We start from the raw sequence: 22,704 nt of genomic DNA on the forward strand, positions 1-22,704 counted from the left end.
TTTCCTTCTCAACTCAGCAGCCATTAAGCGTTAAACACATCTTTGGTAAAACGGTACAGGTAGCGCGGACCACCGGCTTTCGGGCCGGTTCCCGACAATCCCTGCCCACCAAAAGGCTGTACCCCAACCACGGCACCTACCTGATCACGGTTGATATAGCAGTTACCAACACGGGCACGACGCTCGATATGGCAATACGTACGCTCGTTTCGGCTATGGATCCCCATTGTCAGGCCAAAGCCGGTATTGTTGATTTGATCGATCACTTGTTCCAGCTCGCTGGCCTTGAAGCGAACGATATGAAGGATCGGGCCGAAATTTTCATTCTTCAGTACATCAATACTGCTGATCTCAAACGCTGTCGGCGCGACAAAATCACCATGCTGGCATTCTTCGCCCAATTTCGCCTGTGCCACGACCTTGGCCTGGTTCTTCAGTGTCTCAATATGCGTCAGCAGCTTCTCACGGGCACCCGTATCAATCACCGGGCCAACATCTGTACTGTGCAGCTCTGGGCGGCCAACCGACAGCTCGGCCATCGCACCCTTGATCAGGGCAGTAATGCGATCGGCAATATCTTCCTGAACAAACAGCACCCGCAGGGCCGAACAACGCTGGCCAGCAGAAGCAAAGGCAGAGCGCACGACATCACGAACCACTTGCTCAGGCAGCGCCGTACTGTCGACAATCATTGCGTTCTGGCCACCAGTCTCGGCAATAAACGCCGCCGGCTCACAGTCTCGCGCAGCCAACGAGCGGTTGATCCGCTGGGCTGTTTCGGTAGAACCGGTAAAAGCAACACCAGCAATACGCGGATCCGATGTCAGTGGCGCACCTACCTCCGCACCAGTACCTGGCACGAACTGGATAGCACCAGCCGGTACGCCGGCTTCCAGCATCAACTCAATCGCACGAAAAGCGATAAGCGAAGTCTGCTCTGCAGGTTTCGCGACGACGGTATTACCAGCCACCAATGCAGCAGAAACCTGGCCAAGGAAAATCGCCAATGGGAAGTTCCATGGGCTGATACAGGCAAATACCCCGCGTCCCTGATAGCTCAGCAGCTTGGTGGTGCCATCAAAACCGGCCACTTGCTTCGGCTCAGCAAAGTCCGTCGCAGCCTGATCGCCATAGAAGCGGCAGAAATCAACCGCTTCGCGGATTTCGTCAATGCTGTCATGAATCGTTTTACCTGCTTCGCGGTGACAAAGTGCAACCAGCTCACCGGTATGCGCTTCCATCAGATCCGCTAGACGGCTCAGGCTTTGAGCGCGTTCAGCTGCCGGTAGCTGTGACCAAGCAGGATACGCTTCAGCCGCCACTGAAATGGCCGCTTCAACCTGCTCGGTATTGGCAAAGGCGACAGTGCCGACGGTCTCACGACGGTCATATGGCGCTGTAACCGTCAGTGCCTCGCCCGATAATGTTTCACCATTTACGATTGGAGCAGCCTGCCATTGGTGCTGGCCAAATGCCTGAACGGATTCCGAGAACGGGCGCCATTCAGACTCAATATCAATGTTAATGCCCGCCGAGTTCTTGCGCTGCTCACCAAAAATCTGTGGTGGCAGCGGGATCAGGCTATTGTGCAATGTCGGGCGCGAACGTAGCTCATCCACCGGATGCTGCGTCAGGGCTTCAACCGGGCAGTTAGCATCAACCAAACGGTGAACAAACGAGCTGTTGGCACCATTTTCCAGCAAGCGACGTACTAAGTACGGCAGCAAGTCTTTATGGTTGCCCACCGGCGCATAAATACGGACATTGGCCTGGTGCATGTCCATCACATGGTTATACAGGGCATCACCCATACCATGCAGGCGCTGGAATTCGTAATCACGATTCGAGCTTGCCATTGCCACGATAGCCGACACGGTATGGGCGTTATGGCTGGCAAATTGCGGGTAAATCAAACCGCGCAGATGCCCAGACAACAAGAATCGGGCACAGGCCAGATACGAGCTGTCAGTCGCTTCTTTGCGGGTAAATACCGGGTAATCCGAAAAGCCGCTTTGCTGTGACAATTTCAGCTCGCTATCCCAATACGCACCTTTAACCAGGCGAAGCGGGATCACGTCACCTTGTTGTTTGCTCAATGCCGCAAGCCACGCCAATACTGGCAAGGCACGCTTCGAGTAAGCCTGTACAACCAAGCCAAAACGGCCCCAGCCACGTACCACGTCAGAGCGGTACAGCTTCTCGAACAATTTCAGCGACAGCTCCAGGCGGTCTGCTTCTTCGGCATCAATGGTGATCCCGACATTCAGTTCACGGGCACGCTTGAGCAAAGACAGTACCGACTCATACATTTCGTCCAGCACGCGAGTTTCATTAGCAACTTCATAGCGCGGATGCAACGCCGACAACTTAATTGACACCGTCGGATCCGGTGATTTCGGGTTACTGCCCTTCTGGCTCGAATACGCATCACGGCCAACGGCCTCGATCGCCATGATGTAATCTTTAAAATATTTCTGGGCATCTTGTGCCGTCAGTGCTGCTTCACCCAGCATATCGAAGGAATAGGTGAAGCCTTCGTCACGCTTGTCTTTCCCGTTCTTCATTGCTTCGGCAATGGTGCGGCCCAGGACAAACTGGTGGCCCATGATCTTCATTGCCTGGTTCATTGCCTGGCGGATCACCGGCTCAGACATTTTGTTCACCAAGCGGTTGATCACATGGCTCGGTGTACCATCTTCCTTGGCATCCATAGTGACCACTTTACCGGTCAGCATCAGGCCCCAGGTTGACGCATTTACAAATAGCGAATCCGAGCTTTTCAGGTGTGATTTCCAATCCGCTACGCTGAGTTTGTCACGGATCAGCGCATCTGCTGTTGCCGAATCAGGAATGCGCATCAGCGCCTCAGCCAGACACATCAGCAAAATGCCTTCTTTGGTATCTAGACTGTATTCCAGCAACAACGCATCAATCATCTGAATGGCGTTCTGATCGGCACGTACACGCTCGATCAGCGTCGCAGCTTGTTCCGTGGTGTGTTTACGTTCTTGCTCTGAAGGCTCAGCCAAAGGCAATAGCTGCTTGAGCAACTGAGACTCATCAACAGAATAGAGCGGCGAAATCAATTTCCAGATTTCATCCAATGGTCGCTCAATAAATGATGGCTGAAGTACATCTGCCGCATTGAACATAATCATTCCCTCAATAATGAACCTGATTGAATACCAGCATAAGAATTACGAGGTGCGTTCGCCCAGGTTAAATGTTACACCAGTGTTAGCATTGAGGGGATTCTATTTTCCACCACGCCGTGAGTCTTGCTACATTCTCCGATAGTTTTTAGGAAAAGTCCGTTTTTTAACAAAAATCGACACAAAACTACAGCAAAAACTTCAGTTTCATATAGCGAAAAGCTAAATCTGTTCACTTATCTGGTGTTGTTGACTGGTCAGTAAATAACGATTTTCTGCAACAATGATCAAGGCAAGGTTGTGGAGGGGTAAATAGAAAGAAGCGATTGCGGGGTGAAAAATGCCGATTAACCAAAAATAAAATGGCTCGAGTTCCATAATAAACGCAAGCCATTGATTAAAAACAGATTGAACAGTAAGTAAGCGCTAGCTGTGGATTTTCCGGTAGCGGGCAGGGGGCATACCGTAAAGACGGGAGAAGGCCTGGGTAAAACTACTTTGGCTCGCAAAACCTGAGCTTTGCGCCACCTGAGCCAAGCTAAGCTGAGACTCTTCAATGAGTTGTTTCGCCATCTCAAGACGCTTTTTCAGCACGTATTGATGCGGCGTGACACCTGTCTGTTCTTTGAACAAAAAATGAAACTGGCTTTCGCCAAGAAAAGCGAGCCCCGCCAACTGTGTTACTGATATTTTACGGGTAAGATGCTGAAGTATGTACTGATCGATAGCATCCATGTTCAGACGCTTAGCCGGGCGCTCGCCATTCAACGGCTTAAAGTGACGCTGTAATACACACATCAAGGTATCAGTACAGGCCTTACTGAGCAGCAGATCATCGGGATGGGCAGTCATCTCCGCAGTCAACACCTGGATCAAATTCTGCGCCTGGCTGTCGAGGTGAAAATAGCTAGACTGATCAAATAGCCGTTCCATCCTTTCTACCGAATAGGAAGGCTGCACCTGATCAACAGGCACATTTAGCACCAGGATCTCGTTTTTACCGATCCCGGAAAAAGCATGCTCTGAATCTGCTGTCACCAGGCACCCCTGTCCAGGACAGACAAGATTACCGTAACCTTCTATGTCAAATTCCGTCTGGCCGGACAGCCCAATCACCACTTGGTTATAACCATGGTTATGGTGATCCATATGCTCCGGTAACTTTACAATTTCTGAAGGCTTAAACACGGATAGATTTAGCTTATCTTTCATGCCGCATCTTAATTAGGGAAATTAAGTTCTTAGTCATAAGAGCAGGATACCACAACTGCTTATCGAGCAGACTCCATTTAGCCGTCAAATCAGGGAGGCTTCTATCTATTGAGTATAGCAAGGCCAGTATGGAGAAAGATCCACCAGAGTTAGCGTCATCAAGCATTACCCTACCCCCAGCTTAACTGGGCAGATTATAGCCACAATGCCACGTCCGCTCTGGAAAAATGATCAAGAGCAACATTTTTACGGCTATTGTCATTTCAATTTTCAGCTATAGGCGTAACGCACCGGAAACTCAGCCTTTCACGGCAACAAGCTGCCTAATCTCTTCTTAGGCCACTTTCATCGTTCTGAATACACAGCTAGTGTTGTTCATTATGTTTCAATGACTTAGTGAAATAACACCTTGATCATGCTTACGGATCAGTATCGTCTAACGGTGGCGATAGCGCCCTTTTGCCATCAGAAGCATGATCATAGGCCTTGATCATCTTTCCATGATTGGAATTGATCAGGCAAGGATCATGCTTGATCATCGTTCCAATTGAAATCACACTCACCGTTAATTAGCCTCTCTTGATCATTTTTCCGGAGTTAATACCTCTGCGATATTTTTTGTGTTACAAATAGGTTGAACAGTAAGGATATTGATCATGAACGGATTTCTGACTCAACTTGGCTACTCTTTCTCGGTCACCGGCCCTATTTTCATCATGCTAGGACTCGGCGTCGCGCTCAAACGCTGGGGGCTGATCGAAGACAAATTCATTGAGTCCGGATCCAAGCTGGTATTCACCATCACTCTTCCCGCGCTACTCTTTCTGAGTGTCGTAAAAGCGGATTTGCAGCAAATTGGCAATGTCAATCTACTGTTTTTTGCAGTTATTGCTAACATACTGACTTATCTAATCTTTGAACTAATCGCCCATTGGCTGATCAAAGATAAAGATGAAACTGGCGTTGTCGTTCAAGGGGCATTTCGTGCCAACACAGGGATCATAGGCCTTGCCTATGTATCCAACGCCTTCGGTGAGACTGGTCTGGTGGTGGGTTCTTTATATGTTGCAGTGATCACTGTGCTTTATAACATCTTGGCTGTGATCACTCTGACGCGTTCTTCTCCAGGCAGCAAGCCTCTTGGTATCGGTTACCTGCTCCGTTCCATCGTCAAGAACCCATTAATCCTCAGCATCTGCGCTGCTGTGCCATTTTCGCTATTACAAATTGATATTCCTGATGTTTTACTACAATCAGGTAGCTACTTTGCTGATATGACACTACCACTGGCTCTACTGTGTACCGGTGCTAGCCTAGATCTGAAGCAACTGCAGCAAGACTCCTCAAACGCCAACTATTCAACCTGCGGGCGCTTGATCATCGCTCCGGGCCTGATCACTCTCGCCGGCTACCTACTTGGTTTCCACGGGCTGGAGCTGGGGATCATATTTTTGATGAGCGCAGCCCCAACCGCGGCAGCCAGTTATGTCATGGCACGATCAATGGGAGCCAATGCAAAGCTGGCAGCCAACGTGATCGCCATGACGACCCTAGGCTCCTTATTCACCTGCAGCCTGGGGATCACCGTCTTAAACAGTGCAGGACTGTTACTGTGATCAACTAATTAGCGTAGATCCTCGAAAACACTTGATAATCATTCTCATTTGCATTTAAATGAGAACTGTTCTCGTTTTATCTCGTATCTCTTTTCTTTCGGGGTCCACTATGGCATCGCTGCAAAAAGCCTTTAGCCAGCAACTGCAAAGCCAAAAATGGCGTCTGGCAAATAAACGTTTGATTTTACCCGTTATTCTATTCGCGCTACTAGCCACACCTAGCACCAAAGCGCTCACCGTCTCAGTCTTGTCTGACGCTTTCTGGCAAGTTGCCAGTTACGTGGCAGCCACCTTAGCGCTCTACCATGTCATTTCCGCTAAATTGAACCGCAGCAGTAATTTAAGCACGCGGCTTGAAAGCCGCTCACAATACCAGGTGCTGTTTGCATCCTTTATGGGAGCATTGCCTGGCTGCGGTGGGGCCATTGTCGTGATCACTCAGTATGTCAGCGGCCGCCTTAGCTTTGGTGCTGTGGTAGCGGTATTGACTGCCACCATGGGCGATGCTGCCTTTATACTGCTTGCCGCAGAGCCTTCTACCGGGCTGGCCATTATCGTCATCGGCTTTATGGTCGGCTTAGTCTCTGGCTGGACCGTTGATGCATTGCATGGCAAAGATTTCATGCGGCCCGATCTGGCACATAATAAAAAGGCGCAATTGCCAGAAGACGCGACGGATAGCAAGCAACCCGCCTTGAAGCTCCAGGGGCTATTCTGGAAATGGGCACTTATTCCGGCAGCAATCATTGCCATTATGGGGTCGCTGCAAATCGATATTGATCAAGTCTTTCGCCTTCAAGCTGGCACCACCAATAATATCGGTGCTATTGCAGTGATGATTGCCATGGTGCTTTGGGCAACTAGCCGAGATGTCACCGACTACCAGTCCGCCGTATCAGAAGATCCCAAAGCAGGAAGCAACAATTTGTTCCAGCGTGTAGCCCAAGACACGAACTTTGTCACCAGTTGGGTGATTGGCGCGTTCCTACTTTTTGAGCTCTCAATTTTCTGGACAGGGTTAGATCCTACGGCTGTTTTTTCCAACTGGGCAATTTTACTACCACTAATGGGCGTTGTGATCGGGTTACTACCGGGCTGTGGCCCGCAAATTCTCGTAACCAGCCTATATATCACTGGCGCAGTGCCACTGTCTGCACAGTTAGGCAATGCCATCAGCAATGATGGGGATGCCCTTTTCCCGGCGATCGCGCTTGCTCCGAAGGCTGCATTGATGGCAACACTATATTCAACTTTACCAGCCTTAATTGTTGCCTATAGCTACTTCCTTATTTTTGAATAATCACCCGGTGGAAGCGCATAGAATTAAAGGGATTAATTTCCCTTTATCTTACTTAGTGTTAGTTTTCAATGATATGCACATAGTGTCTTTGCATATCATTGCTTTCACAAACAAATACCAATAAAGCAACGCACACTTTACCGCCCATGTCAATAGGTGATTTCCCCCCTTATCCATCCTGCCTCTGTCAGTTATAGTTTCTCTCGTAGACAGGGAACGCACTTCACTGTTCATTGTCTGCAGTATCCAGCATTGGATACATGCCAATAAAGTTTTCTTTGATATACACCCTCATATTAAAGAGATGAACTTAATTGGATACCTCTTCTACACGTCGTACAGGATTGTGCTCTTCGGAGTCAAACTCTTGTCTTTGCCGGTCTCTCTAGACCGGCTTTTTTTTCATTTATGAAAAAATGTGCCCAATATTCCGTCATCTGGATATTGTAAGATTTCTTCTTTCTATTAAACTCTGTACAGTCCAATTAACCCAGCCAATTTCATCAGGCACAAAGAGTGAAAGATAAAGTCGATCCTGCCCTACTACATATTTTTAATCAGCTTCCCGGATGTTGGGGTTGCAAAGACAAAGATTCGGTCTTTGTTTATGCCAATGCCGAATACGGGAAAATAATTGGCGTCGATCATCACCTCGATTGTATTGGCCGGACTGATTTTGATATGCCTAGTCCGACAGTCGAATGCGCTGACTCTTTCCGCGAGCAAGATAACCTTGTCCTTTCTACGGGTAACCGGATGCGTGTTCTCGACATTCACCCTTATTCGGATGGTAGCTGGCGTGCACATTTATTCACAAAAACACCGTGGAAAGATGAGCAAGATGACACCGTCGGTACTATTTTTTCTGGGGTCGAGCTAAAAGATACTGCCATTCTCGAGGTTGGGCATTGGATTTGCCGTGCTGCTGGATTGAATAATAAAGAACAGGCTTCTTTCAACCTTGATTTACATAACCAACCGGTTGCCTTAAATACCCGTGAATCAGAAGTTTTGTTCTTACTGCTTTACGGAAAGAAGCCGCAATATATCGCAAAAGTGCTTAATGTTTCAGTGAAAACAGTAGAGAACTATGTTTTGCGCCTACGTGAAAAGTTCAATGCCAATTCAAAGGGAGAACTGTTGGATCTCGCGTTGGATCTTGGTTTTGGCTCCCACATCCCAGAAAGTATGCTCAAACGCCAACTATCGGTAATCCTTAAAGAATAAGGATCCGGCCGCAAGAACTTTTGTTTCGTGCACTCTAAGTTTGAATTTTTGCAATTAAAAGTCTGTTTCCAGATCAAATTCTGGGGGATAAACCCCGCCTACAATAGCGCCAGTTTTAATTAGCCATAGTAGTTATACGGTCTTAAATGACCGAGGCTTAATATTATTATTTTAACTGGAAACAGGTATGAAACAGTTCACTATTACTTACGTTGTACACCCACATTTTAATATTCCGTGTAAATACGAAATCTCAGCAGAAAACGAAGTTGCCTCGATTCAGTCCGCTGAAAAAGCGCTGAAAGTCCGTCACCCTGAAGGGGTGAGCATTGTAACGAGCAGCCAACGTTAATCACTTGCTTCAAAATGTTAGTACATAAAAAAAGTGTAGCCAGACAGCTACACTTTTTTATTTTAAACAAGGCTGAACTTAGGGAGCCAGGCGTTCAATGGCCCAGTTTTCACCTTCATCACTATACAGGAAGCGATCGTGCAAACGATTTTCTCCTCCCTGCCAAAATTCTATTGAAGTAATTTTTACCCGATAGCCGCCCCAAAATGTCGGCAAAGGCACTTCTCCCGTAGCAAACTTCTGTTTTAATTCCATAAATTTACTTTCCAGCGCCTGACGGGCAGAGATCCGGCTACTCTGCTTGCTCGCCCAGGCGGCGATCTGGCTTTCTTTCGGACGAGACGTGAAATATTTCATCACTTCCATCTTAGATAGCTTTTCTGCCTCACCGGTGATATGTACCTGGCGCTCAATCGCATGCCATGGGAAGTGCAAGCTGATCTTGGCATTATGGCTCAAGTGCATTGCTTTACGGCTGCCGAGGTTGGTATAGAAGACAAAGCCTTCTTTATCGTAGTGCTTTAATAACACAATACGCTGATACGGCTGACCGTTTTCATCGACAGTCGCCACCGTCATTGCAGTGGGATCACTCAACTGCGCATCAATGGCCTGCTTTAGCCATTTGTTGAATAAGCTTAGCGGCTCATCTGGTAAATCATGACGACGTAAACCACCCCGCGTGTACTCGCGACGAATATCAGACAATTCCATTGTTAACTCCGCTTATTTATCATTCAGGGGAAATTGTGCGCTTTGCTTACAGGAAAAACAAGTTCCTCTGCAATTATGAATGATTTTTCAGCTATTTATATTCTCACCATCAGCTTCATTTCATCTCTGCTACCTGGCTCGAGTTTTCATTCGGCAAAGTTTGCTAGTTTCCATCAAAAAATGCCCTCGGAATATTCAAGTGCAAAAAAGTAAATGCCTCGCTCTCATCATTGCTATCGGCCTAGTGCTCAGTGCCCTTATCGCCCAGCTCACTTACCAGCAGGTCAAACAACACCTGGCAGATAAAGTCGCCATTGATGTAAACCAGCTCGGACAGAAGCTTGATGCCCAATTAATGCGCTATAGCAAACTGCCAGAAGTTCTCGCGAATGATCCCCGTCTACTGCAACCGCTGCTGGCCGATCAATCATCGGTTATCGCGGAAAACAATCAGCACCAGCAAACTAGCCAACTGTTACAGCAATGGGCAAAAACCCTCGGGGCAGATACGATTTACCTGATAAACCATCAGGGCAATACGTTAGCCGCCAGTAACTGGCAACAACCTGATAGTTTTGTCGGACAAAACTATGCCTACCGCCCCTACTTTCGCCAGGCGATAGCCGGCAGCCCAGGCCAATACTTCGCGTTAGGCGCCAGTTCAGACAAGCGGGGATATTACTTTTCGGCACCGATCTATAATCAACAGTCAATCATTGGTGTCATGACCATCAAAGTTGATTTATCACTGATAGAAGATATTTGGCAGTATGAAGATATCGAATATGCCATTGCCGATCCGCTTGGGGTGGTGTTCTACAGCTCGGAAGCTAGCTGGCTATACCGCTCCCTGATCCCACTCGATGACAAGCAAAGACAGCAAATTCTAGCATCGCGCCAATATGGTAATGCCAGGCTCGATCCACTAACCGGGTATTCACAGCTGGTTGATCTTAAGCTGCATGAAATCATCGACATCGAGCAGCCCCTACAAAATAAAGCCGAGGCGTTTGTCGTCGCCAATCATGATATGTCACAAGCCGGTTGGGCTATTTATGGCTTCAGCCCAATCAGTGCCGCCTACCAGTATGTCACCCAGGCAGTCCTGATGTTCATCGTATTTTACTTCTTGCTGTGTCTGGCCATCACATCATGGTGGCAGACGCTCAGGGCTCAGAAAGCCCTGGCACAGCTCAACGATAAACTCGAGCAGCTGGTGATCAGACGTACCAATAACCTACTGGCAAGTAACCAGCAACTTCGCGAGACCATTGAGCAGTATGAACGCAGCCAGGCTGAGCTTAAGCAAACCCAGAGTGAGCTGGTACAGGCCGCTAAGCTCGCGATGCTAGGTGAGCTCTCTGCAAGTATTAATCACGAAATCAACCAACCTCTTGCAGCCATGCGTACCTATGCTGAGAATTCGCGTAAGCTGCTACAAAAAGAACGCTATGATTCAGTAGCAGGAAACATTGACGAGATCATCAAGCTTAACCAGATGGTGGCAGAGATTATCGCCCGATTTAAAGTTTTTGCCCGCAAGGCTAATGAAAATAACAACCGTACTGTCGCGGCTGATTCGATTCGGGCTTCAATCAGCCTATTGCGCAACCGCCTGATTAAAGAAGGGGTCATTTTACGCGTCGGAGATCTCTCCACAGATATTCTGATCAATGCCGATGCCGTACAACTTGAGCAGGTCTTAATTAATCTGCTTCATAATGCGATTCAAGCACTGGCATCGGCTCCGCAACCCCAGGTAGGTATCCAACTTGAAGCTATCGATAATGTGGTTGAAATCCGAATCTGGGACAATGGCCCAGGGCTCGACAATGACCAGAAAAAACGGATTTTCACGCCATTTTTTACCACCAAGAGTGATGGCCTGGGGCTTGGGTTGACTATTTCGCGCCGGATCATCGATGCATTCTCCGGCACCCTGACTGTTACCGATCATCCCGGTGGCGGCGCCGAATTTGTGATCACTCTTCCCCGCAGCACTGAGGACACCCAATGAACCAACAAGTAATTTTTATTGATGATGAAAAATCCATCCGTGATGCTTTGGGGCAAACATTGGAGATCGAAGACTATGACGTCAAATTGTTTTCCAGCGCCAAGCCAGCATTAGAAACGCTCGACAGCCATTTTCCCGGCGTTATTATTTCTGACATCAACATGCCAGGTATTGATGGTATAGAGTTCCTCAAGCAGGCCCTGTCTATTGATCCGGAGCTGTCTATTATTTTACTGACTGGCCATGGTGATATCTCCATGGCCGTCGATGCAATGCGACTTGGCGCCTATGATTTTCTCGAAAAGCCATTTTCAACAGACAACCTGCTCGATGTCGTCAAGCGCGCCGCTGACAAGCGGGAATTAGTACTCGAAAACCGTGACCTACGACGTGAACTCGAGGCGCAGAGTGGCCCGGGCCCCCGGATCCTTGGTAACAACCCGCAAGTCAAACAGCTCCGGCGCATTCTTTCCCACATCAAAGACACCCCTGCCGATGTCATGATCCACGGCGAGACGGGTACCGGCAAAGAGCTGGTTGCGCGTTTTCTTCATGATCACAGCATACGCCAAAACCATCCCTTCGTTGCTATCAACTGTGGAGCGATCCCCGAGACGATGATCGAGAGCGAGTTGTTTGGCTACGAGCCCGGCGCCTTTACAGGCGCCCAGAAGAAGCGAGTCGGTAAAATAGCCCATGCCAACGGCGGTACCCTGTTTCTCGATGAAATTGAATCAATGCCGATGCCACTGCAAATCAAGCTGCTTCGGGTGCTTGAAGAAAGAAGCGTCGAGCCACTCGGCACCAACAAGTCAGTCTCACTTGATATCCGGATCATCGCCGCAACAAAAGACGACTTGAAGTTAATGAGTGATCGCGGGCAGTTCCGGCACGACCTCTACTACCGCCTGAATGTGGTCAGTGTCGATATTCCCCCACTTCGAGAGCGAAAGGATGACATTCCAATGTTATTCCAAAATTTCACCCGCTCTGCGTCCACCCGATATGGAATAGAGCCGCCTTCAATCAGCCTTGAGCAGCAACAAAAGTTGCTTGAGCATGATTGGCCCGGCAATGTCAGAGAGCTACGAAACCTTGCCGAACGATTGGTGTTGATGGGGGATACCTCCACCCTCAGTGACAGCAGTCAATTCAATGAAGCTCCTCTAACCCACTCGTTAGCAGAACGGATGAATCAGTTTGAGTATACTTTACTCAGTGATGCATTGAAGCGTCATAACGGGCGACTGAAGGAAGTTCAGACAGAACTTGGGCTTGCTCGGAAAACGCTCTATGACAAGATGAGAAAACATCATATCGACAAAGAGGATTTCAAAATCTCGGGCTAAGCAATTACCAGGCTAGCGATGAGTTATATCTTGTACATTCATAACTCATCGTTTTCCGACTCATACCAATCGGGATAAGTAAGTGTTCAGATAATTGCGCAGGAAAAATCACCTAAGGCAAGGAAGAATTTTTGTAACTAGTGGTTCTAATTACAAAAATTCTGACGTAGTAATAGGTGATTTTAACCAGCAAGAATGATCAAGTACTTATGCTGATTGGTATCAACTGCGATATGAAACAAACCTCTCTCTTACAAAATATCTTCGAACCATCTTCAGAAACCGTTATCGCAACATAAAACAACACATTGATAGGCACGAAGTTTTGTTAAATTTAGTCAGTTAATTATCCGATCTTGTGCAAGCTTAGAATCGCCATCTCTGTGGTGCAAATTCCTACTTTGGCCTGGTATCCGACGATGCAAGGTAATCTCTAAGTCGTCGATGTCGGAAATAACAAGCAACTTCAATCTCACTACTGCTAGCGAATCTAGCCATTCATAAAACACCCTAGCTAGAGCACGTTCTATGACCTTATACAGACAGCTAATTACATGGATCCTGGCAATTGTCTTCTTACTGATCTTTGCTGTTACAGCCATTCAATTGACTTCCCTTAAAGCCAGCATTCATCAGCGAACCCTGAGCGATTTAAATCATGACCTGTCAACAGTCGATCTCGCTGTGCGGCCTTATTTATCGTCACCGAATACCACTGAACTCTCAGCGGTAATAGAACAACTATTTGCCAGTGATACTTGGTCACATATATCACTTTCACTAAACCAGACAAACCAGCTCATAGAGCAGCATCGATTACCCTCCTCGGATGACGTCCCCAGATGGTTTGTGAACCTGGCCCTTTTTAAGCCACTCACCAAAACCCTAACCATCAATGATAGCTGGGATCCGTTGGCCCAAGTTTCTGTAACGATTAGCCCCATACCGTCATATCGCCAGCTATGGCAAGCCTGTGTTCGCTCTCTTTACAGTGTCCTGATACCATTGGTCATTGCCTGCATGGGCCTCATAATATTGTTAAGGCGCAGGCTCAAGCCATTAGCCAATATCATTAATCGGGCCCAAACGATCAGCAATAATCAATTTGGCTCACCGATCCCGCTGCCAACCGCGCAAGATTTGAAAACCATCGTCAAACTCATAAATCACTTAACCTCTCAACTCGAGGTTAACTTTAAAGCCCAGGCCCGTGAAGCCGTCAAATTAAGAGAGCAGGCATACCGAGATAGCGTCTCAGGCCTTGGTAACCGTAGCTTTTTTATCAGCCAACTCAACTCCTGGTTATCCAAGTCTCCCAAAGGAGGGCTCGCTCTATTAAAAACCGAATTAATCGATGACTGTTACCGCAACAAGGGATTCGATGATGGAGACCAACTGGTAAAGAATATTGCGATAGGCCTGAATGAAGGGATCATATACAGTGACGTGACTCTTGCTCGCCTCTCCTACGATGAGTTCGCATTACTTGTCCCAAACATTAGTGCAGAAAAACTAAAAGTGATCGGCGAGACGATGCTCTCAGTTATCGACGATTTACAAAACGAAGATGCTTCAAATTCTCCGCAAATGGCGCATGTCGGCCTATTGATGAATAACCAATCCCCAACCTCAAGCACCTTGCTAGCCCAGCTTGATAATGCACTAACCAAAGCCGCGCTAACCCCGCAACAGCCAATTGCCTTGATAGAAGAGTCATCAAGCCATAGCACGCTTGGTAAGCAACAGTGGAAATCATTGCTGCTCGAAGCCATTGACAATGATCTCTTCAGCTATCATTTCCAACCCGTCGCCAATGAGAAAAAAGGTCTTTATCATCACGAGGTCTTTAGTGCGATTAAGAATAAAGGTGAAGTCTATAAAGCCAGCCAATTTTTAGGCGCGATTGAAGACTTGGGCGTCGGCAGCTTATTCGACCGACATGTTGTCGCACAGCTTATCAATCGGCTAAATGCCGATCACCAACTGGGCCCACTGGCCATCAATATCACCAACAGTAGTATTACTGATCCTGCCTTCATACGTTGGCTCAGCCAGATTATGGAAAGAAACCAGAACTTATCATCGCGCCTGTTGTTCGAATTGCCCGAGGCCAGCTTTGTGCGTCATCCAGACTCTACTAGCTTGCTTTGCTCTGCTATCCGTTTCTACAAATTCCGGTTTGGTGTTGACAACTATGGCCGGCATTTCAAATCATTGGACTACCTGAAAGAGTTTCGTCCTGACTACGTCAAAATTGATTTTGCCTATACGCATCAACTTAACGATCAAACCAAATCAAGTGTATTGTCTTCAATATCTAGAACGGCGCATAGCCTAAACATCATGACGATTGCGACTCGGGTCGAAACCGAAACTCAGCTCGAACGATTATCGGAACTCTTTGTGAGCGGCTTTCAGGGCTTTATTACCGAGCGTACTCACTGTAACCGGAATCAAAAGCATACTGAATTAAATGGCTAGCGGAATTGAACGGCGAGGCCCCTATCAGTTGAGATCAAATCTTTTTGAGAAAAATGCCGATGTTAGAATGAACTGCAGCCAGATTTTCAGTGGTGGGTTCTCAACCCACACATCACGAATCGCGTTACTCAGAAAGGGAATGTGTCTTTATTTACACTGTAAATTGTTATTCATTTCAGTCAAAGATTTCATATCTTCGACTGTGTCATAGAATTGATAGCAGAGATCGTTTTGTCACTGTAACGCTGAAATTTACACTGTAAACTCATCATGCGTTGTAGGAGAGACGCTGCAAGGCGCGATCTCTGTATAACACGGTCGAGGGGCCATGTTCTTGCAGGATATTCAGTTTTTCTTTTTCAATCTGACAGCACACCCCAGAAAACAGGCGGCTAACAGCAGTAATAGATGCAGCCTCCAACGACGTTTCATACTCTTGCTTGAGCTTTAGGTAATCATCGCTAAGCTCAGCCATCCGCTGCTTATGAAGCAGTGCCGTACCTTTAATTTTATCAACCAGTTCAGGAGGGCGCTTCGAAGGTGGGATTTTTAGTAACTTTGATTGTGCCTCTTTTATTTTATGCAGCTGCTTTTGTTCAAGCTCAACAGCCTGAAACGCTTTATTGAGCAGTTCACGTAACTTTGAATATTGGCTAAAGGCAATAATTTCAGTGGGCACACCAGCAAGCGCACCGATATTCAACGCTTGGACACTAGAGCCCGCTTCAATATACCCCCCGCTCAACGTACCATGTCGCTTGATCTGATCGATGACACTCACTTCGCCTTTGGTGCGAATAATACAATGTAGGGCATGAAGGGAAAAACAGACATCATGCCCGGCATCGATCTCGACAAACTGCGCAAACTTACTGGTAACCTTCCCCGCAGCCTGCAAGTAACAAGCTAAATGTTTCCCTTCCTGCTGGCGACCAATAATTCCTTTAGCCACCGCAATATCGCCGCCAGCTCTCAGTTCGCCAAGCTCGACAAAACCTGTGACAGTAATGTTCCCCGTTGCGCTGACCTTCATTCCCGGCGTAACATCGCCAGTTATTAAAATGCTGCCATCAAAATCAACGTGCCCTGTCGTCACATTCACGCCTTTCAACGTTAACGCATCATCAACCTGCATCCCACAGGGTTTTCTGACGGGCATTCCCGCTTTGGTAGCAATCAGCAGTTTATCATCCGTTTCGCTAATTGCCGTTCCCTCGCCAGATTCAAAGCCATGATCTTGACCGGGAATGGCCAAGATTTCTTTACCTAACACATTAAAACCATTGGTTCCTGAAGTGGCAGGGATTAGTTTCATGAGCGGCTGGCCTGCTTTCACGGTAATAAGCTCACCGAGATTGAGCATATCGACTTTACCATCCTCAGTGGATTGCGGGCGTAAGATGCGATGGCTAGCATCCTCAACAAGAGGTTCAAACACGGTATCACGGCCGTGCTCTGGCAGGCGGCCGAATGCCACAGGCAAAGTGAGTTTTTCTCCAGGCGCTAACAGCCTAGACTTTGAGAGTAACTCCTGCAGATGTGTCTTGCGGATCCCTTTGACGATGTTATTGCCTTTGAGCGCATTAATCAGCATCGGCCCCGTGATTGGTGCGCCACCAAATGCCCCCACAACCGTTATCGATGTCTGCATCAAATCAGGCTCAGTTTTGATCAACAGGGTGGCATCACGTCGTTCAGCAATTACAAATTGCTGAACTTTAACTTCAGTCTCGACCCCATCATCAGTTTCTGTTTGCTCGGCATTGATAACATTTAGAGCGGAATCGATTGCGTTTTCAAACAGGTAAAAATCTGCAGCATCAATTTCAACCAGTTGGCTATTTATGTCACTGCGAGAAATCCTATTCTCGGGATCCTCCCGAGCTGGCTTGGCTATCAAAGATATAGTCAGACCATCTTGAGACAGCTGAAGAAGCTGTTGCGACATAGAGCACTCCTAGCACGAAAAAACATAGCATTGCTTAGCTCCACAAATGGAAATTGGAAGCGATTGTGGCGACATCGCTCATCTTAACCCAACCACATGCTAAGCATGTAGATGCCAAGTCACAGATCCGTTAGCAATTTACGCGATAAGTGTAAGAATCTATGCAGATATAACAAAATCAATTGGCTATCAACCATCAACTAAACAATAACTTATCAACCTGATGAATAAATAGATGCTCAATTACTCATTAGAACAAAATTTAGCGCTGCCTTCATATCCAATAGCAACTTTCTTGATCTCATCGATACAAAAATGGGTAATAAATGACACGTGGATTACAGTGAATGGGTGGGATCCCACCCTTCGCGTAGAAGGACACGGAGGAATTAAATACAATATACTTTATATTTCAGTAACTTAATAAATCACTAAGATGGCTGTAGATGTGGCACGGTTCTAGCAATAATAACGTTATCCTAGGACTGTTAAATATCCATTGCTGCTGTTCCCCCCGATTGAGCAGCAATTACTTAGTCCAAGCTTGCCCCGATTTTCGGGGCTTTTTTTTATTCAAAATCAACGACTAATCGCATCAACTGCTCATCGGTCAACCATGTATTCGAGTGGAATTTATACTGATAAAAAGCTTCATCCTCGCTTGGCTGCTCGTGTGGCGTAAGATAACCCGCTAACACATAGAAACCTTGTAGAGTCAGCTCATACGATGCTTTTAATTCCAACGGAGACGTTGTACGTAGATATACACAACGCTTGCTCAAGCGAGAAACAGTGACCCTATCGCCAACATCAAACCGGCTGATATCAGTATGAATTGAATGCTTGTGGAGCCGAGCTGCAAACCCGCCCTTGCCTGGAGAAAAGGCAATATCAGGCTGTACACATTGATGCGCGGAAGCCATTAACTTCTGAAGGGCTTTGTTTTGAACTTTAACTAAACTCATGACACCCCCATAAAACTATAAATCTATTCCACTTTATGGGCCGAATTTACAACAAATAATTCCTCCCTAAGTCTTTTAACTCTAGACTATTTTTTGGGACCAATACCAAATTTTTTCAATCACAATATACCGAATGAGGTACCATTAATTTAATTGGATGGACATACAAAGCTGAATAGATAGGAAAAACTACAATATGTTAGAAGTGCAGGCTGTTAAAGCGAGAATGTCATGCTATCGGAAAGGAGGGAAGTTACTAACGCAAAATAGCACTATGCTAGATTTACACTGTAAACTAAACTTTTCTCAATTGACCAACAGTCTAATTTACAGTGTAAATAACGGGTGAAAACAGCAAGCAGTTTACAAGGCAGAAAACGCCTCAATTTTCTGCTGTCCGCGCTCCTGAAGGAAATCAAGAAAACAGCGGGGATGGTGAGTGACAACCTGCTCAAGCGGAAAAGCAACTTTAGCCAATAGCTGGCTTACATGAGAGAAGTTGCCCACATCATGGGCAAAGTGCGCATCCGAACCCGTCGTAACTCTAGCCCCCATATCTCGAGCAATAGCCGCAATCTCTTCGCATCGAACTTCACTTCCTTTGCGCGAACCACACAGTGAGGAGTTATTTATCTCAATTAAGACATTATGCTCGGCAGCCACTGAAATGACGGCCTCAAAATCAAAATCAAAATTCGGATTGCCAAGATGGCCTAGCGCATGGATCCGACCTGAACGGATGACATTCAATAATGCCTCAGTATGCAATTGCTTATTACAAGGAGCAAAGACTGGCTCATGCAAGCTACCTATCACCCAGTCCAGTTGCTCAGTGATCCGGGGATCAATATCAATCTCACCCTCAATGTTTAAAATATTGGCTTCGACACCACGAAGGATACCAACACCATGGAGAAAACGTGGCAGCACACGCTGATTAGCAAAGTGCCAAAAGTGCGGAGCCCCCGGCATCGTCGGTGCATGATCGGTTACACAAAATAAAGACAGTCCATTTTCCGCAGCCGCATGAGCATTTTCAAGCAACGTACTGTAAGCATGGCCACTTGAAATAGTGTGGGTATGGGTATCTATCACAAATTGCATTTACTCGACTCCTTAAGGGCTACTACTTATTCAATCAAATCTCTTAGATATACTCTATTTAGCTAAGCTAGTTCAAAGGCAGTACATCCTGCTTGGCGACAAAATCACGCAGTGCTTTGGCAGCTATTTTTCGGCTAGCAAAACCATAATCGGCCATTATCTTTGTCCAGTCTTGCCTCTGAAGTACCTTCGCAACCACCATTTGTGCAGCATCATCCACCTCAGTACCGCGCGTGGAGAGTAACCTAATTAACCAACTCTCCAGGCTGGCTACGACCAGATCATACCCTAACCCGCCACGCACATAAATTTTCAGCTGCTGCTCGGCAATGGGATTATAGTTTGGAATGTATTGCCGATGAGACAGAAGAGCACACCGATACAGCTTAATAAATAGCTGGGTATCCAAATCGCGAAACTGCTCAACTCGTTGACCCTGAAAGTTTACTGCAAAAAGCTCGGTAGCCTGCTGATACCAACTTTTTGCTGCCGGGCTAATGGGCAAGACAGCCAACAATGAGTGAGCCCCACTCGCTGCATCTTTGCTGATACCAAGACGAACAGGTGAATAGTCAGCTTTGCGCCAAAAGTCGAATAGCTCAGGAACCAAAGCAAAACTGGTACCCAGGTAATCGAACTTTTGCGCTTCGGCCCACTCACGACAATACTGCAAGAGAGATAAACCTATCCCTTGCTGCTGCCTATCTGGATGAACAGCAATCCGCATCACCCGGGCACACCGCTGCACCGCACCCGCCTCAAAACCAATATGCGCCGCAACGGACTGCGCCAGTAAATGCCCTTTCGGGCGACGTTGTCCAAGCATAATTTGCTGGGCCAGATCAGAGGCAAAGCCCCCTTCTAGGCTAAGCAGGCAGCAACCAACAATCTTGGAACCAGATTCAGCGACGACGAGTTTAACCGATTCATCATCGAGTAGCTGGACAACATCTGATGGCGACGTTTGATAATGAGCATTCACCAATAGCCCAAACAACTGAGACAATCGCTCTTCATCATCAATTAAGGTGTCAGACTCGAGCTGGCGGTAATGGACAGTTTCAATGTCCTCACACTCTGGCTCAAGTACGGCGTACTCAGCGTCAAGAAGCAAGGTCTTAAAAATCCATTGCTCAAGGGGATCCTTGTCAGCCCAACGTATTGGCTGGGTTAATCTAAACTGACGCCACTGTGGGGCTATAACATCAAGCTGTTGGCGAAACTTAATTGCAAAGCCTCGTCCGGTACCTTCATAACCATGAACGGTACTGGCAAAAGCAATCCGGTTATATTGCTTCAGCAGCTGGCTTAGTATCGGTGCCGGGATGGCAGCAGCTTCATCCACGATCAAAAAATCAAGTGGTTCCTTGTTTGCCAATAGGGCATCAGGCGCAAAAAATTGCAACTCGCTATCTGCAATGTTCAACGCCTTCTGCTGCTGATACTCAAGGCCAAGGCGTCGGGCTGCGTGTGAAAATAGTGTATCCGCATTAGCAAAAGCGGGGGCAGTAACCCCGATCCGAATGCTGCGCTCGGCCATTAAACTTGCCGCCGCAATACCCATAGCCGATGATTTCCCCCGCCCGCGGTCGGCCGTCATAACCAGTGGTCGCTTACGATGTCCAGTCACAACTCTACGAATAGCTAATACAGCCTCATACTGATCTGGTGTCAGGCAGCTAAACTCGTCATCAAAGTACGCCTCTTCCGCAAGCGACGATGGCGGCAGCTCGGGCAGTGAATGTCCTTGGCGCAGGTGAATAACTTCCGGTTGAGACATTAAACGCGTCAAGCGGCGGATGAATGGAAGCTGCTCCTGTGTCTGGTGGAACCATGCCGGCGGTACCAGCACCAGCAACACACCGCTCCCTATCACCGTTCCTGATAAAGCGCCAAGCGCTTCAGCATCAAACATTTGATGGGCGTTGTAGATCAAGCAATCACATTCCTGACCAAGAAACTTTTTGGCCTTTTTCAACGTGACCGAGGGCAGGTCCCCAGGAGCAGCATCACCCGCCCATAAAGGGGCCGCATATTGAGCGGCAAATAGCTGGGCAACCTCACTTCCCCACTGAAAATCGCCTTCAACGGCAATAAGGTAGCGGATATTGGCCAGCTTGGCTGTGTGGATTAGCGCAGCGCTAAAACCGATGAGTTCAGACATTACAATACTCGACGATGACTAACGCACGGATCATAGCATGGCGGTGTTAATGGCGGCAGGTATTAAACAACAGCGGAAAAGGGAATGAGAAAAAAAACCACGCCAGGCGTGGTTTTCATTGTGGGTACTATTTTAAATAATCCGACAGGTAAGCCAGGATATCATCAGCCTGTCTTTCGGTGAGCTTTTTAAGCTTGAGCTGCAGCTTGTCACCATCACGGGTAAAGCTGACTTTGCCCTTTATCAGATCCTGAGCCTTTGGCTTTTCAACCTCGATCTTAGGCTGTAGCGCATCACTGATCTGCTCAAGTTGCATCGTCACTTCGCGGGTAATGCGGGTAATACCCTGAGCATCGATAGTCTTCCACATCGCGTCATCGCCATCGGTAAGTTTACCGACCAACTGCGTACGTTGTTCGGTGTTTAAACCAAAGAACAAACGGTGCAACTTAACAATCGTCGGACGGCCTAACTCACCGACACTCGGATAGGCCATCAGCAATTCCATCGGCAAGCTTGCCGCTTTTAACGCCCCGCTCACCAATGCTTCACTGCACTGGCAATATTTTGCGAGCTCTTTCTGATCGGCGACTTTGCCAGACGTCAGCAGCAGCTGCATCTCCTTGCCCCTTTCATATAAAGAGAGCGGCTTATGGGCATTGGCGACATCCGATAGGAATTTAGCATGCTCGCCATTGATCCCTTTGGCCACATAAATAAGGAAATCTTTCTCGGCCAGAATACATGACATCCGACGGCGACTACCGTCCAGTACTTCAATACAACCATTATCCAACCAACGCCCAACAGCGGGGTACTGCTGGCCTCGATCTTTCAATGTTGTCAAAATATCGGCCAGGGCATGCTCATTCAAAAAAGCCTGCTCGCGGGCATTTTCAGCAAATACCCGGGTTTTCTGCTCAACGTCGGTTGCACTGATCTTAACCAGCTCGAATGCCACCGTATCTTCACCAGCAACCGCAAGCTCAATCACCGAGGCTTTGTCGCGGGCCGCTGTTTGTGCTTCGGTAACATTCGTCGCGCGGCGTTTATCTGCTTTTCCGAACAGACGAGCATTGAGATCTTTGGTTTTAATTGCCATC

The 22,704-nt window shown here is 47.4% G+C and carries 15 protein-coding genes; 7 read left to right on the top strand and 8 right to left on the bottom strand.

The annotated features are described in order from the left end of the window. Positions 1-23: 23 nt before the first annotated feature. Both putA and AC51G0_RS23605 read right to left on the bottom strand, forming a co-directional pair. Complete coding sequence (putA, locus tag AC51G0_RS23600; protein WP_496304095.1) at positions 24-3,152, bottom strand: bifunctional proline dehydrogenase/L-glutamate gamma-semialdehyde dehydrogenase PutA; 3,129 nt, start codon at positions 3,150-3,152, stop codon at positions 24-26. Between the two features lie 426 nt (positions 3,153-3,578). Further along, positions 3,579-4,364 (bottom strand): helix-turn-helix domain-containing protein, encoded by a 786-nt coding sequence (locus AC51G0_RS23605; RefSeq protein WP_496304096.1) that lies wholly within the window; start codon positions 4,362-4,364, stop codon positions 3,579-3,581. 656 nt (positions 4,365-5,020) lie between these two features. Here AC51G0_RS23605 and AC51G0_RS23610 point away from each other — a divergent pair. From AC51G0_RS23610 to AC51G0_RS23625, 4 genes are all read left to right on the top strand, one after another. Then, the gene (locus tag AC51G0_RS23610; protein ID WP_496304097.1) at positions 5,021-5,980 is read left to right on the top strand and encodes an AEC family transporter; all 960 of its coding nucleotides are present in this window, start codon (positions 5,021-5,023) and stop codon (positions 5,978-5,980) included. 109 nt (positions 5,981-6,089) lie between these two features. Further along, positions 6,090-7,280: a putative manganese transporter gene (locus AC51G0_RS23615; RefSeq protein ID WP_496304098.1), complete on the top strand. Its 1,191-nt coding sequence runs from the start codon at positions 6,090-6,092 to the stop codon at positions 7,278-7,280. A 516-nt stretch (positions 7,281-7,796) separates the two neighbouring features. Next, complete coding sequence (locus AC51G0_RS23620) at positions 7,797-8,507, top strand: helix-turn-helix transcriptional regulator (RefSeq protein WP_496304099.1); 711 nt, start codon at positions 7,797-7,799, stop codon at positions 8,505-8,507. A gap of 187 nt (positions 8,508-8,694) precedes the next feature. Further along, positions 8,695-8,859: an addiction module component gene (locus tag AC51G0_RS23625; RefSeq protein WP_496304100.1), complete on the top strand. Its 165-nt coding sequence runs from the start codon at positions 8,695-8,697 to the stop codon at positions 8,857-8,859. Positions 8,860-8,937: 78 nt separating this feature from the next. Here the strand turns inward: AC51G0_RS23625 and pdxH are convergent, their stop codons facing one another. Next, entirely contained in the window at positions 8,938-9,573 is a 636-nt protein-coding gene (gene pdxH / locus AC51G0_RS23630) for a pyridoxamine 5'-phosphate oxidase (protein ID WP_496304101.1), read from the bottom strand. Between the two features lie 199 nt (positions 9,574-9,772). Here pdxH and AC51G0_RS23635 point away from each other — a divergent pair, with 199 nt between their 5' ends. The 3 genes from AC51G0_RS23635 to AC51G0_RS23645 all read left to right on the top strand — a co-directional run bounded on the left by AC51G0_RS23635 (position 9,773) and on the right by AC51G0_RS23645 (position 15,420). Next, the gene (locus AC51G0_RS23635; RefSeq protein WP_496304102.1) at positions 9,773-11,590 is read left to right on the top strand and encodes a sensor histidine kinase; all 1,818 of its coding nucleotides are present in this window, start codon (positions 9,773-9,775) and stop codon (positions 11,588-11,590) included. After that, positions 11,587-12,939 (top strand): sigma-54-dependent transcriptional regulator, encoded by a 1,353-nt coding sequence (locus AC51G0_RS23640; RefSeq protein ID WP_496304103.1) that lies wholly within the window; start codon positions 11,587-11,589, stop codon positions 12,937-12,939. Before AC51G0_RS23635 ends, AC51G0_RS23640 begins: the two co-directional genes overlap by 4 nt. 528 nt (positions 12,940-13,467) lie before the next feature. Further along, positions 13,468-15,420, top strand: coding sequence for an EAL domain-containing protein (locus AC51G0_RS23645; protein ID WP_496304104.1), 1,953 nt, complete (start codon positions 13,468-13,470; stop codon positions 15,418-15,420). A gap of 268 nt (positions 15,421-15,688) precedes the next feature. Here the strand turns inward: AC51G0_RS23645 and AC51G0_RS23650 are convergent, their stop codons facing one another. The 5 genes from AC51G0_RS23650 to AC51G0_RS23670 all read right to left on the bottom strand — a co-directional run bounded on the left by AC51G0_RS23650 (position 15,689) and on the right by AC51G0_RS23670 (position 22,703). Then, on the bottom strand, positions 15,689-17,368 hold the full coding sequence (locus tag AC51G0_RS23650) for a flagellar assembly protein A (RefSeq protein ID WP_496304105.1): 1,680 nt from the start codon (positions 17,366-17,368) through the stop codon (positions 15,689-15,691). Between the two features lie 569 nt (positions 17,369-17,937). Beyond that, positions 17,938-18,333 (bottom strand): hypothetical protein, encoded by a 396-nt coding sequence (locus AC51G0_RS23655; protein WP_496304106.1) that lies wholly within the window; start codon positions 18,331-18,333, stop codon positions 17,938-17,940. Positions 18,334-18,696: 363 nt separating this feature from the next. Continuing rightward, complete coding sequence (locus AC51G0_RS23660; RefSeq protein WP_496304107.1) at positions 18,697-19,437, bottom strand: phosphatase; 741 nt, start codon at positions 19,435-19,437, stop codon at positions 18,697-18,699. A gap of 67 nt (positions 19,438-19,504) precedes the next feature. After that, positions 19,505-21,601 (bottom strand): tRNA(Met) cytidine acetyltransferase TmcA, encoded by a 2,097-nt coding sequence (locus tag AC51G0_RS23665; protein ID WP_496304108.1) that lies wholly within the window; start codon positions 21,599-21,601, stop codon positions 19,505-19,507. A gap of 127 nt (positions 21,602-21,728) precedes the next feature. Continuing rightward, positions 21,729-22,703 carry a ParB/RepB/Spo0J family partition protein gene (locus AC51G0_RS23670; RefSeq protein ID WP_496304109.1) on the bottom strand — a complete coding sequence of 325 codons (975 nt, stop codon included), beginning with the start codon at positions 22,701-22,703 and terminating at the stop codon, positions 21,729-21,731. Position 22,704: the final 1 nt, after the last annotated feature.

This window comes from Photobacterium sp. HL06 (assembly GCF_059552575.1).

Bases quoted from the DNA above. Each gene is read 5' to 3' on its own strand.
- AC51G0_RS23610 (WP_496304097.1), top strand. From the start codon at position 5,021: ATGAACGGATTTCTGACTCAACTTGGCTACTCTTTCTCGGTCACCGGC.
- AC51G0_RS23670 (WP_496304109.1), bottom strand. From the start codon at position 22,703: ATGGCAATTAAAACCAAAGATCTCAATGCTCGTCTGTTCGGAAAAGCA.
- AC51G0_RS23625 (WP_496304100.1), top strand. From the start codon at position 8,695: ATGAAACAGTTCACTATTACTTACGTTGTACACCCACATTTTAATATT.
- AC51G0_RS23640 (WP_496304103.1), top strand. From the start codon at position 11,587: ATGAACCAACAAGTAATTTTTATTGATGATGAAAAATCCATCCGTGAT.
- AC51G0_RS23615 (WP_496304098.1), top strand. From the start codon at position 6,090: ATGGCATCGCTGCAAAAAGCCTTTAGCCAGCAACTGCAAAGCCAAAAA.
- AC51G0_RS23645 (WP_496304104.1), top strand. From the start codon at position 13,468: ATGACCTTATACAGACAGCTAATTACATGGATCCTGGCAATTGTCTTC.
- AC51G0_RS23605 (WP_496304096.1), bottom strand. From the start codon at position 4,364: ATGAAAGATAAGCTAAATCTATCCGTGTTTAAGCCTTCAGAAATTGTA.
- AC51G0_RS23650 (WP_496304105.1), bottom strand. From the start codon at position 17,368: ATGTCGCAACAGCTTCTTCAGCTGTCTCAAGATGGTCTGACTATATCT.
- AC51G0_RS23660 (WP_496304107.1), bottom strand. From the start codon at position 19,437: ATGCAATTTGTGATAGATACCCATACCCACACTATTTCAAGTGGCCAT.
- pdxH (WP_496304101.1), bottom strand. From the start codon at position 9,573: ATGGAATTGTCTGATATTCGTCGCGAGTACACGCGGGGTGGTTTACGT.
- AC51G0_RS23665 (WP_496304108.1), bottom strand. From the start codon at position 21,601: ATGTCTGAACTCATCGGTTTTAGCGCTGCGCTAATCCACACAGCCAAG.
- AC51G0_RS23655 (WP_496304106.1), bottom strand. From the start codon at position 18,333: ATGAGTTTAGTTAAAGTTCAAAACAAAGCCCTTCAGAAGTTAATGGCT.
- putA (WP_496304095.1), bottom strand. From the start codon at position 3,152: ATGTTCAATGCGGCAGATGTACTTCAGCCATCATTTATTGAGCGACCA.